Consider the following 13,002-nt stretch of genomic DNA (forward strand, 5'->3'; position numbering starts at 1 on the left):
TCACAACTCACAACTCACAAATCACAAATCTGAAATCGCCCATCTAAAATCTACAATTACTTTCTCTTCATTACAACGATGTTCGGTTTCGGCGGTTGCGACATATCCTGTCCCATAAAGAAGCTGGTATGCGGTGGTTGGTTGTATGCCACATTCTGCCACACAATACTTAAACGGTATTGCGGATCCTGCATCAGTGTATAGAATTTTTTATCTGTCGGAATAGTGGTTGTGAAGATGCGTAGTTCTTTACTGTCTTTTGTTCTGCAGATCAGTTCCTCTCTCCAGTCGCCAAAAAGATCGGCCGATAAACAGGGATTGGACTTGGTACCGTTATTACTTACACAATCAAAATTTCTTCCGTCGAATAAGGTTTGTGTTTTGCTGCTGTCGTACAACCATTTGCTTACGTTAACGCCATTGAGTACTTCGCTCAACACATCACCATCCCAAAAAATACCCATGTTACAGGCCGGTGTTTTGTCGGCTATCTTATTGCCTTTGTTATCAAACATGCCGGTGATACCTGCACCTGCCACCCAGCATTCAAAACCGGGATAACGTGGATCCACATCCAGTGCCAGTGCACGACCCGGTCCTTCGCCATCATCACCCGCTTTCACAGAAGCTTTTTTCCAGATCACTTCGCCGGTTCTTGCATCACGGAAGTTAGCGCCTGCATCATCAAAACGTTCCTGTATGCTGAATACTTCCAGCCCCGGGCGGGAAGGATCGAGATCGCTTACGTGCAGTGCATCCGCATGACCAATGCCGGTGCTGTACAAACCTTTGCCATTATCATCCACGGTCATTTGCCCGTATACAATTTCATCCCTACCATCTCCATCCACATCGGCCACCGTTAAATTATGATTGCCCTGCCCTGCAAATTTTTTATTACCCTCATCATTGCTGTCGAACACCCAGCGTTTTACCAATTTACCATCTTTAAGATCCCATGCTGCCAAAATGGTCCTGGTATAATAACCGCGACACATTACTAAACTCGGATGTACGCCATCCAGGTAAGCCACGCAGGCCAAAAAACGATCCATACGGTTGCCATAACCATCGCCCCACATGACTTTTAATTCTTCGGTAGTGGGATTTAATTTACCATAGCGTGGCGGCACATAATCGGTGGTATTGATGATCTCACCGGTCAAGCCGTTGAATACAGTTAAGTATTCCGGACCTGATAAAATATATCCTTTTTCATTACGCCAGTCTTTTGATGAATCGCCGATCACCGTGCCCTTGGCATCCATGCTGCCATCCGCAGTTTTCATCGCGATCTCTGCTTTGCCATCACCATCCAGGTCGTATACCATAAATTGCGTATAGTGTGCACCTTCCCGTATGTTCTTTCCTAAATTGATCTCCCACAAAAAACTGCCATCCATTTTATAGGCCTGCAATATGGGTGGATCGGTATAACCCGACTGCGAATTATCGTGCGCCCTACCCGTCATGTGAATGATGATCTCGTATTGTCCGTCGCCATCCAGGTCGCCTACGGAAGCATCATTGGCCGAATAGCCTGCCGGTGTGCGTAATGGTATGGATAAATAAGGCTTTGCCATTGCAGGTACCGTAAATTTTTCTGAAGGCGTTAATTCTTTTCCTTTTACCACCGGTGTTACAAAATAACTGTAGGCTTTGCTGCTGTCAATACCATCATCACTGTAATGCGTATACGCAGCAATTGGCTTTTTAGTGATCTTCACCGGTTTGCCGCCATTATCTGCCCGGTAAACATTAAAATCCACTTTATCATCATCAGTAACCAGTAGTCGCCAGCTTACAAAAATATTTCCTTTTCCATCGGGCACTGCCACCACACCCCGGTTCAGGTATTCCATCTGCCGCTGTGCAAAAGCGCTGATGCCACAAAAAATTGCCACCAATAAAATGCTTGCTTTTCTTTTCATATAAATTTATTTAGAGACTGCTTCGCAGTCTTTTTGGGCCACGGATTACACGAATTAACACGGATTTTTCTTATCTATTTTTTTGTATTTGATCTGTGAAAATCTGTGTAATCCGTGGCTAATCCTTTGCTGCGCAGCAGCAAATCTTTCATGTAAATGAATGCTGTGAAGAATCTTATGTTTATGGCAGAAGTTCATGCAGGCGAATCGTTTTACAGGCACAATTTAGTTGATATATAAAGGGCTGCATCCTGTTGCATCCTGCGAAAAACAGGTGGATAAATGAGTGGATAAAAGCGACGGTTTTTTTATGATATGGCGTTCCCGTGGGTAAGTATCTTTCTCAGGGCGGTATTTTATAATTATTTTTAATACTAATTTAAAATGGATACCGGTTACAATCCGGGACTTTACCGGGAAAATATTTGTCATGGATCTTACCGTTTACACACAAAAATTTAAAAATGCCCTTGGGCAAATGGATAAAACACAGCTGGGCAAATTGCAACTGGAGGCTGCAGTGGGCATTGTGCTGGATTCTGTTTTTTTGAAATTATACAAAAAGACCTGGGTAAATGATATGGAGGACCCGTTGAATGCCGCCACCAGGATCTTCTTTTCTGTGTGGATCAATGAAAAAACCGCGGAGCAAAACCGGGTATACTACAATATTCATGCTTTTAAGCTGCGGCAGTTAAAGGGTTATGATATATCCAGCAGGGATTTTGCCGAACAATTCCGGAAAAAATTCAGGAAAGTGCAGCAACGCTGGCAGAACGTAAGTGTGCAATACGGGCCTTTGACTTTAATGGAAGGCTGGGTGGAACTGGATGCAGCCCATATTGAGCAGACAGTTAAAACACTTGCTGTTAATTTTATGCAGATAGCGCACCTGGTAGATGATACATTGAAAGCTTTTGAACAAAAGAAAAACAGCAGATTGCATAAAAAAACAGCCTGATGGCAATAGTATCAAAAACGCCTTTACAGGCAGATGAATTAATGACAGAAGGTTTTGAAACCATTCCAAACATGTATACCGCAGCAGAGATCAAATGCCTGCTGGAGAAGATCAACGCTGCAAATACGGATAAAGACACCTTCAGAAAATCGGCGGGACTTTTTGCTATCAGGCAATTCCTGAAAGAGATCCCTGCGGCAATTGATATTATTTTCAATAGCAAATTAAGATCGGTGTTGCAACATTTATTAGGCGAGCAATATTTTGTTGTAAAGAGTATCTATTTTGACAAACCGCCTGCTTCCAACTGGTATGTATCGTATCACCAGGATCTCACTATTTCTGTTGACAGAAAAATTGAACTGGAAGGTTTTGATAACTGGACCACCAAACAAAACCAATTTGCTGTACAGCCCCCGCTGGATGTTTTACAAAACATTGTAACGGTCCGTATCCACCTGGATGATACGGACGAGTGTAATGGCGCTTTAAAAGTCATACCTCGATCGCACCGGCAAGGCATTTACAGAGCTGAAAACATTGATCACGAAACAAGCCGGGATTGCAGCTGTAGTGTGCAGGCAGGCGGCATCATGTTGATGAAACCCTTACTGCTGCACAGTTCCGGCAGAACGACCAGTAACAAACAAAGGCGTGTGATACATATCGAATTTTCAAACAAGGAATTACCCGCAGCATTGAACTGGGCGGAGCGGATGAATTTTAATTGAATGTGAATTTACTACCGTCTTGCAGGATACACTCACCAAAATTCAGGTATAAATACGGGTAAATGCACCGGTTCTTTTTTACATCTTGCCACATCTTTTAACTCCCTAAATATTCTTGTTATGAAACAATATTTTTTAAAAGCTGCTTTATTAACCACACTTATATTTTTCACCTGCTGCGCTACAGCACAATTACTTAATAAGGATGCGGTATTAAAAGTGGTGATCATCCGCCATGGCGAAAAACCAAAAAAAGGAGATAATCTTTCCGATACCGGCCTGCTCCGTTCCATGGCGCTGCCCGCTGTGCTGGATACTGTTACCGGCAAACCCGATTATACCTATGTACCTACTATGGGTATGGGCACTAAAACAACCAGTGTAAGAATGTTTCAGCTCGTTACGCCTTTTGCAGTAAAAGAGAATTTAACCATCAACAGTGCTTATAAAGAAGACAGTACTACAGCTGCTGCCAATAATGTGCTTACCCGCAAAGGCGTGGTGCTGATGGTTTGGGAACATAGCAATATACCACCACTTGCCAAGGCGTTGGTGGGCAGTAAACTGGCCAGCATTGTGCCGGGATGGAATGGCTGCGATTTTGAAAGTATCTGGATACTGGAATTCAAAAAAGGTAAATCGGGGCTTAAGCTTTTAAGTTTTAATATTGAACAGGAAAATATCTTCCCAAATGCTACCTGCCCGAAACCTCCTTACCAGATCTATCCGTGATAGTATTTTTAATATGCAGTAACTTCACCGCTTTAGTTGCTGCACATTATGGATAATACTGCTGTTAAAAAATGGATACTGCCCGTGATCGTTATTGCGCAGTTCCTTTGCACATCGTTGTGGTTTGCAGGCAATGCAGTGATACCGGACATTGTGAGTAATATAGCCGCCACACCCGGCATTTTAGCCAATATCACGAGTGCTGTGCAACTGGGTTTTATTGCGGGCACACTGATGTTTGCCTTACTCACTATTGCCGACCGCTTCTCTCCTTCGGTAGTTTTTTTTGTTTGCTCCCTTATTGCAGCGGCTTTTAACCTGGGTATGATCATTCCCGGCATTTCGGTAAACAGTATCATGCTGCTGCGTTTTTTTACCGGTTTTTTCCTCGCAGGCATTTACCCTGTCGGTATGAAGATCGCTTCGGATTATTTTCAGAAAGGCCTGGTAAGATCGTTAGGATTTTTAGTTGGCGCCCTGGTATTCGGTACTTCTTTACCGCATTTATTAAAAACCTTTACCACGCACCTGCCCTGGCGATACGTGATCGATACCATTTCTGCGCTTTCAGTATCAGGCGGCTTGCTGCTGTTGCTGTTAGTAAAGGATGGCCCTTATAGAAAAAAGGGACAGGCATTAAAATTCCGTGCATTACTGGGCGGCTTCAGCAATGCCGGTTTCCGTTCGGCTGCACTGGGTTATTTCGGACACATGTGGGAGTTGTATGCTTTCTGGGCATTTGTACCGGTGATGCTTACAGTGAATAAAGAACAGCATCACAACAACCTAAATGTTTCTTTATTTTCTTTTTGGATCATTGCATTGGGCGGCATTGCCTGTATGGTAAGCGGCGTATTATCACAACGCTGGGGCACTAAAAGGATCGCAGCTATTGCTTTGTTCTTATCCGGCAGTTGTTGTATCGTATCGCCCCTGTTCTTATTCAGCAGCAATACCACTTTGCTGATCGGTTTTTTATTTTTCTGGGGATGGATGGTCATTGCCGACTCTCCCCTGTTCTCTGCACTGGTGGCACAAAATGTTCCAGAGCACTCCCGAGGAACGCTTATCACGATGGTGACCTGTATTGGTTTTGCCATTACCATCATCAGTATACAGTTAATAAAGATGTTATCAGCAACCATCAGTCCGCAATATATTTACCTGCTGCTGGCGATTGGTCCTGTACTCGGCTTAACAGCATTATTGCAAAAAAATAAAACTGCAGAATAACTACCTGCGCTTCACAATTCTCATAAAAAACAATCAACTTTGATGCTTAAACCATCTTATATGAAGCTATTGTTTCCTGCAATAGGTATCGTGCTTTTTACCGCATGCAATAACAACGACACCAAAACAACGCCTGTTGTAAACACTGTACATGCTACAGAAGAAGCGGCTATCAAAAAAGCAGTGGCTGATGCTTATACCTGTATAAGTTTTAAACAGGGCGAGCAACCAAAATTTGATGCAGTAAAAAATTACTTTGTACCGCAGGCGCAATTCTTCAACTTCAGGAATGACACACTCGAGTATTTTACCATCGACCAGTTTGCAGCGGCTTATAAAGAATTCATCACTTCCAATAAGATCGGTTCTTTTTACGAAGAAGAGATCAGCGGCACCACCGAACAGTTTGGCAGGATAGCACAAAGGATCAGCACTTACAAAACTTATGTCAATACCATGGACTCGGTTGCTGAAAGAGGCGTGAACAGTTTTCAGCTGGTAAAAACAGCGCAGGGCTGGAAAGTCACCAGCATCATCTGGGACGTGGAATCTGCAAAACTGCCCATACCTGCTTATTATTTAAAACCAGATAGTGCAAAATAGAATTTTTATGCAGCAGCAATACGATACCGAAAGGCTTTTACTGAATACGCTTACCATTCACGATACAGATTTTATTTTCGAACTGGTGAATACCGAATCATGGAAAAGATTTATTGGCGACCGGCATATACATGATAAAGCCACGGCTGCCGCTTATGTACAAAAACTGGTGGACAATAAGAACATCGTTTATTGGGTGGCATCGCTTAAAGAAGAGCAGGTGCCGGTGGGTGTGATCACACTCATCAAACGGGATTACCTGAGGCACCACGATATTGGTTTTGCTTTTTTACCCGGCCATAGTAAAAAAGGGTACGCTTTTGAAGCTGCTGCTGCAGTGGTAAATGATATAGCAAACGACCATAACCATACGCACCTGCTGGCCACCACACTGGAAAGCAATACCAATTCCATCAGCCTTTTGGAGAGACTGGGCCTCAGCTTCAGCGAAAAGATATTGAACAACGGGGAAGAATTATTGCTGTTTGAAGCCACATCCGATCAGTTACAGGTAAACAGGCTTATCCAAACATTCTTCAGCATTTTCAATAATGTTAATGGCCGGCAGCCCGGTTGGGATTTGGCACACAGCTGCTTTATTAAAGAAGCCATCATCATTAAAAAAACTGGTGTAAAAGAAACGATTGATTCTGTTGATAGTTTTATTACGCCAAGAAAAGCAATTTTATCAGGTGGTTCGCTCATTGACTTTTCCGAACGGGAATTAAACTTTGCTACAAATATTACAGGTAATATTGCACAGCGTTCCTCCCGTTATCAAAAAACTGGTCGCCGTGATGGAGTGGATTTTAAAGAATATGGCAACAAATTATTCCAGTTCATTAAAACTGGCGAAGGCTGGAAGATCAGTTCGCTGTTATGGGAAGATGATGCTGAATAAAAGCACTATTGCATCTTTATCCGCTCTTTGGCCGTAGCATTGCTGTTATCCCATACCAATGCTTCCTGCCAGGCTTTTTTAGCATCTTCTTTTTTATTTACCCGCCACAAAAAATCACCCTTATAAACATAGGCCGTTGATGTGGTGATATTATCTTTTTTCTTCTTTAGCAGGTCAATCAATTTTTCCACCGCTACGGCACCGGTATTATTATCGTACGAGCCATAATATTTCAATAAGTTTTCCCATGCCCTTATATTCTCAGGATATACTTTGATGGCTTCTTCCAGCGCTTTTTTGATCGCCAGGGTGTCCTTGCTTTCCAGCATCACCGCTTTGGAATTCAGCAGGTCGCTTACATACTGCTTGTCGGATGCGTATAATTTGATGGCCTGGTTCAGTATAGATAAACAGGCATAGCGCTTGGCTGTTAACGTATATGCAGCACCGTTAGTCAATACGATCGGCCACAATACCACCGCTTCCCGCTGTAATGAATCAAATTCCAGGGCGCTTTCCACACTGGTGGTATAATAGCTGTATTTGTTCACATAAGCATCGGTATAGGCGGCACGGCCGTACACATTGGCAATATCCTTTCTGGTGGACAACAGCGTATCGTACGCCGTTTTATAAATATTAGCGTAGTATATCTTATAATCGCTCTCCGCCTTTCGTGCCCATGCAATGGCTGCAGCGCCTGCATTGGCCTCGTAATTATTCTTATTCAGTTTTAACGCGGTCTCGAAATATTTCATCGCCTGCACGGTATCTTTTCTTTCCAGCGAAATTTTACCGGCCAGCGCATTCAGTTTTACATAATCCTCTACCGAGAATGATTTTAATTTATCTGCCGGTTCCAGCACATACTCATTGATCGCCGTGGTACAGGTCTTCTCTGCTTCTTTGGGCTGGCGCATTTTACCATACTGCAGCGAAGCTATGCGCAGGTAGTCTTTATACTTATTGGTGGAGTAAGCTTTTCTCTTTATTTCCCAGTTCGCCGATTCGGTATAATTACCCAGGTTCTCGTAACAGGCTGCAATATTGCCGCAAAGCGTATAAGCATCTGAAGGTTTATTATTGTAAGCAGGCAGGGCTTTTTTATACCATTCAATAGCGCCTGCATAATCCAGTTTATTTACCAGCAATATGCCTTTTTCCCATTTGGGCAGGCCGTAGTTGGCATCAATAGCCAGTGCCGCATCAAACATTTGTTCTGCTTCTTTGTACTTGCCCAGTTCGCGGTAGCATTTACCTATAAAACATTTTACGAACCTTACAGCAGAATCGCCGGGTTTATAATTATTGAGCGCCCGGTTATAAACAGCCAGTGCACTGTCAAACTTTTTTAAACTGTAATAGCAATCGCCCAGGTAAGATTCTGTCTTACTGAATTTATCCTGCCTCGATACGATCTTTCTAAAACCGGGTATGGCAGCGGTATAATTCTTTGCTTCATACTGTGTGGTGGCGATCCACCAGGTAAGGTCTTCTTTATCTTTTTCTGTAGTACTGCGGTCGTATGCTTTTTGATAATTATTGATGGCGTCTGTATAATTTTTTTCATCGTACTGGATATCTGCAAGATCCCAGTAACTGAACATATATTCCGGTTTGCTGTAAATAGCTTTCTGGTAATACTCCTTTGCTTTATCAGGCTGCTTTAAAGCTGCATAGCTGCTGCCGATACGGTATTCCAGTAAATGCCTTTCTCCATCTTTATACGATCTTTTATCCAGCGATGCCATGTATTTATCAATGGCACACTGGTACTGCCTTTTGGAATAACAATCATTGCCCTGGCTGATCTCGTCCTGCGCAAGTACGGGTAATGCAAGCGTAAGCAACAGCGTATATAACAATAGCTTTTTCATTTCACTGGTTTTTTCACCTGTAAAAGTAAAAACTGCTTTAATGAAATCAAATACCCACCAGCCACATTTATCAATAGTAAATGGGTATTATTTCACGTATTTTTTAAAGAAGGCAATGCTGCGCTGCCAGGCCAGTTTTGCAGCAGCTTCGTTATAGCGGGTGGGTGCCGTATCGTTATGAAAGGCATGATTAACGCCTTCGTACATATACAATTCGTAGGTGACATTGTTTTTTTTGAGCGCCTCTTCATAAGCAGGTATGCCGGCATTCACTCTTTCATCCAGGCCCGCATAGTGCAGTTGCACTGCTGCTTTAATGGAGCTTACTTCTTCCGCTGCAGGCTGACGGCCGTAAAATGCCACTGCCGCTTTTAAGCCCGGTAATTTAACCGCAAGACTGTTGCTCATGCCGCCGCCCCAGCAAAAGCCCACGCAACCTGCATTACCATTAAAATCCTTCCGGGTGCCCAGGTAATCAAAGGCATTCATAAAATTCTTCAGGCTGTCTTCCGCTTTCAACTCCTGGAATTTCTGGCGTGCCTCATCTTCATTGGCGGGATTAGCGCCGATAGCAGATAATGCATTGGGCGCTATAGCCAAAAATCCTTCTTTCGCTGCACGGCGGGCCACATCTTCAATATGTGCATTCAGCCCACGGTTCTCATGTATCACTATAATGGCCGGGTATTTTTTCTCTTCTTTCGGCCTCGCTACATAAGCATCCATTTTACCGGGTACACCGGGGTAACTGATCCTTTCCGTGAACAGGTCTTCGTCACTGGTCATCTTCATATTGGCCGCGTTCACTTCTATTGAGGGCAGTATCGCCATTGCCGCGGTAAGGCTGCCGGTGATCAACACCAGGCGGCGTATGAATTCACCCCGGCTCAATGGTGTATGTGTGTAATCGTCGTATAGATTGATGATCTCCTGGTTCATGTTTTTTCTTTTAAAGTTAAAACATCGGTCCTGCTTTTTTATAAAGATTTATGAACATCCGGTATGAGTAGATTTTTCTACAGGCAGATTTTTTAAAAATTTCCTCACTGCGGGAAAACTATTTCCGCTGCATTTTTTTATGCAGCAGCAATTCAATGCATTATAAAGTGGCATTGTAATTGAGACCTCATCTTTCTAAAACTATACCTATGCCAAAACATTTACTCCTGGTCCTTGTTGCTATGATAACATCGATCTGCTCTTCTTACACTCAACCCATTCTCACTTACACTTCCGTTATCAGTTCCGGTTTATCAACACCTGTTGATGCAGTGCCTGCCAACGATGGCACCAACCGCATTTTCATTGCAGAACAGGGTGGTACTATTAAAGTGTACAGCAATACGTATACTTTACTGAACAGTAATTTTTTAACGCTGAGCGGGAATTTTATTTCCGGTGGTGAACAGGGTTTACTGAGTCTCGCTTTTCATCCCGATTATGAGAACAACCGGTATTTTTTTGTGTATTATACCAATGCAGCAGGGGGCATTAATATCGACCGGTTTCAAACCATGTCGTCCAATGCCAACCAGGCCGATGCTGCTACAAGAACCAATATCATGACGATTGATAAACCGGTTGCCTTTACCAATCATAATGGCGGCAAACTGAATTTTGGGCCGGATGGTAATTTGTATTTTGGTTTGGGTGATAGCGGCAGTGGCGGCGATCCACGCAATTTTGCACAACGTGGTGATAGCCTATGGGGCAAGATGGTACGCATTAATGTTGATAATTTTACTACACCGCCTTATTATACCATTCCACCTGACAATCCTTATGTAGGCAGTGGTACCATCATGAATGAAATATTTTCATTCGGCCTGCGCAATCCATGGCGCTGGAGTTTTGATAAACTGAACGGCAATTTATGGATATCAGATGTAGGCCAGGATGCAAGAGAAGAAGTAAATGTACTTACAGCTGCACAGGCCAATGGCGCCAATTATGGCTGGAGATGTTATGAAGGCCTGCAACCCTACAATACTTCGGGTTGCTTACCGGCATCGAGTTATATATCCCCCATATTTGATTATCCGCACAATAATACTACCGGCGGGTACGCGGTAACGGGAGGTTATGTATATCGCGGCAGTTTATTTCCTGCAATGTATGGTTATTATATCTGCGCCGATTATATCACCGGCAATGCCTGGGTGATCAATGCCACCAGTAATGCCGCCACGCAACAACCTACCCAACTGTTGAATGTATCGGGCTTTGGGGAACTGGAGAATGGCGAAATTGTGGTGCTTACACGTACCGGCACTCTGTATGAAGTAAGAACAAGTTCGGTATTGCCGCTGAAATTATTACAATGGGATGGATTTCCTTATGAAAATTACAACCAGTTGACATGGCAGACGGCTTCCGAAATTGATGTAAAACAATTTGAAGTGGAATACAGTACAGATGGCATCAGTTTTAAAACGGCAGGTACAGTGATTGCAAAGAACAACCAGCATGCGGCGTACAGCTACCGGCATTTTATACAAAACAGTTTTTTATACTACCGTTTAAAAATTGTGAACAACAATGGCCGGGTTGAATATTCCAATACGATCTATTTAAAGAACAATACTTTAACAGACCGCCAACTGGTATATTACTACAGCGGCAGTTCCAGGATCATCTGGCTGAATATTCCTCCCGATGAAAAAGCAGTTTTTCAACTATATAATTTAAGCGGCCAGAATGTTTTAAATATCAGCAGTTATTTAAATAATGATATTATTGATCTGCAGCGGCTGCCCGGTGGTCTATATGTAGCAAAGATCATTTTACCGGGTCGTACTGTTACCGAGAAAATACTGGTCAAATAATCATTGTTTAACCTTTAAAACAATATCCACACTGCCGGCCTTAACAACCGGCAGTGTTATTACTACACGATAGAAAATTTGCAGCTAATTTTTTTTATTATTAAATTGCATGTGCCTGCTCCAACGCTTTGTTCAAGTAAAGCTAAAACCGACACATGGAAAATTCTGTTGTTACCGACCTGGACCTATCGGTGTTCTTCGATATTACTCCAGACCTCGTATGCATTGCCAGTAAGGAAGGTTATTTTAAGCGCATCAATCAATCAGTGGTTGACAGGCTGGGTTATTCCCGGGAAGAACTGTTTTCCAAACCCATCGCTTCTTTTATTTACACCGATGACAAATTACGTACGCAACAATACCGCGCCGACCTGCTGAAAGGAAAAGTGTTGCGCAATTTTGCCAACCGCTATGTTACTAAAACCAATGACATTGTATGGCTGGAATGGACCTCCATTTACAACCCCGCAACTGAAACCGTGTTTGCCATTGCTAAAGATGTAACAGAAAGAAAACTGGTGGAAAAAGAAGTAGAGGAAAATTACATTAAGCTGCAGGGCATGGCCACTCACTTTAAAAAAAGAGTGGAGAAAGTAAAAAAATATTTTGCTTACGAACTGCACGAGGAACTGGCCCAACTGGTATCCGTTTTAAAAATGGATATCGACTGGATACTGAATTATAAGACCGATCTGCCGCCAACAGTAGATGAAAGAGTAGAGCATGCTTCTGCCATTGCACAAATGCTCATCAAATCCATACAGCGCATTTCTTTTTCTATCAGCCCCGGCATGCTCGATGATCTTGGTTTAAATGCCACCCTGGAATGGCTTTGCAATGAATTTTCTTTACTCAACAATATCCCCTGCAGTTTTACAAGCAGCTGCAACGAAACTTATCTTACACAGGAATTAAAAACCGACCTTTTCAGGGTATGCCAGGGAGCGCTCACCAATGTAACTTTTCATGCGCAGGCTACCAATGTATCCGTTTCCATTGATGAATGGGAAGATAAAATAAGATTGACCATCCAGGATGACGGAAAAGGATTTGATGTGAATCAACGCAAAGAAACACCCGGCCTTACCAATATGCGGGAACGGGCATCGTCTGTGAACGGGCACGTACAAATTGAAAGCGCCCCGGGAGCAGGTACAAAAATATGTTTCACAGTAAGCAGTCCTATTACAAACATTAGCCAGTCCTGA

Annotated in this window: 12 protein-coding genes; 8 read left to right on the forward strand and 4 right to left on the reverse strand. The window is 43.0% G+C overall.

Annotation, left to right across the window (positions count from 1 at the left end; all coding sequences use genetic code 11):
- Positions 1-56: 56 nt before the first annotated feature.
- Entirely contained in the window at positions 57-1,931 is a 1,875-nt protein-coding gene (locus QM738_RS23615; RefSeq protein ID WP_462279232.1) for a rhamnogalacturonan lyase, read from the reverse strand.
- 225 nt (positions 1,932-2,156) lie between these two features.
- Complete coding sequence (locus tag QM738_RS23620) at positions 2,157-2,363, reverse strand: hypothetical protein (protein ID WP_462279233.1); 207 nt, start codon at positions 2,361-2,363, stop codon at positions 2,157-2,159.
- Between QM738_RS23620 and QM738_RS23625 the strand changes: the two genes are divergently transcribed.
- The 6 genes from QM738_RS23625 (at position 2,362) to QM738_RS23650 (ending at position 7,092) form a co-directional block, all read left to right on the forward strand.
- Positions 2,362-2,892: a hypothetical protein gene (locus QM738_RS23625; protein WP_462279234.1), complete on the forward strand. Its 531-nt coding sequence runs from the start codon at positions 2,362-2,364 to the stop codon at positions 2,890-2,892. The genes QM738_RS23620 and QM738_RS23625 overlap by 2 nt on opposite strands.
- Complete coding sequence (locus QM738_RS23630) at positions 2,892-3,623, forward strand: phytanoyl-CoA dioxygenase family protein (RefSeq protein ID WP_462279235.1); 732 nt, start codon at positions 2,892-2,894, stop codon at positions 3,621-3,623. Before QM738_RS23625 ends, QM738_RS23630 begins: the two co-directional genes overlap by 1 nt.
- 120 nt (positions 3,624-3,743) lie before the next feature.
- Positions 3,744-4,355 carry a histidine phosphatase family protein gene (locus QM738_RS23635; protein ID WP_462279236.1) on the forward strand — a complete coding sequence of 204 codons (612 nt, stop codon included), beginning with the start codon at positions 3,744-3,746 and terminating at the stop codon, positions 4,353-4,355.
- Between the two features lie 48 nt (positions 4,356-4,403).
- Positions 4,404-5,588 carry an MFS transporter gene (locus QM738_RS23640; protein WP_462279237.1) on the forward strand — a complete coding sequence of 395 codons (1,185 nt, stop codon included), beginning with the start codon at positions 4,404-4,406 and terminating at the stop codon, positions 5,586-5,588.
- 60 nt (positions 5,589-5,648) lie between these two features.
- Positions 5,649-6,191 (forward strand): hypothetical protein, encoded by a 543-nt coding sequence (locus QM738_RS23645; protein ID WP_462279238.1) that lies wholly within the window; start codon positions 5,649-5,651, stop codon positions 6,189-6,191.
- Positions 6,181-7,092, forward strand: a complete 912-nt coding sequence (locus QM738_RS23650) for a GNAT family N-acetyltransferase (RefSeq protein WP_462279239.1) — start codon at positions 6,181-6,183, stop codon at positions 7,090-7,092. The genes QM738_RS23645 and QM738_RS23650 overlap by 11 nt, the downstream gene beginning before the upstream one ends.
- A 5-nt stretch (positions 7,093-7,097) precedes the next feature.
- Here QM738_RS23650 and QM738_RS23655 read toward each other — a convergent pair whose 3' ends face one another.
- Both QM738_RS23655 and QM738_RS23660 read right to left on the reverse strand, forming a co-directional pair.
- Positions 7,098-8,969, reverse strand: a complete 1,872-nt coding sequence (locus tag QM738_RS23655) for a tetratricopeptide repeat protein (RefSeq protein WP_462279240.1) — start codon at positions 8,967-8,969, stop codon at positions 7,098-7,100.
- An 87-nt stretch (positions 8,970-9,056) separates the two neighbouring features.
- Positions 9,057-9,908, reverse strand: a complete 852-nt coding sequence (locus QM738_RS23660) for a dienelactone hydrolase family protein (protein WP_462279241.1) — start codon at positions 9,906-9,908, stop codon at positions 9,057-9,059.
- Positions 9,909-10,117: 209 nt separating this feature from the next.
- Between QM738_RS23660 and QM738_RS23665 the strand changes: the two genes are divergently transcribed.
- Entirely contained in the window at positions 10,118-11,794 is a 1,677-nt protein-coding gene (locus QM738_RS23665) for a PQQ-dependent sugar dehydrogenase (protein WP_462279242.1), read from the forward strand.
- Positions 11,795-11,949: 155 nt separating this feature from the next.
- Positions 11,950-13,002 (forward strand): PAS domain-containing sensor histidine kinase, encoded by a 1,053-nt coding sequence (locus QM738_RS23670; RefSeq protein WP_462279243.1) that lies wholly within the window; start codon positions 11,950-11,952, stop codon positions 13,000-13,002.

The organism is Ferruginibacter sp. (genome assembly GCF_049840995.1).
In the GTDB taxonomy this organism is placed as follows: domain Bacteria; phylum Bacteroidota; class Bacteroidia; order Chitinophagales; family Chitinophagaceae; genus Ferruginibacter.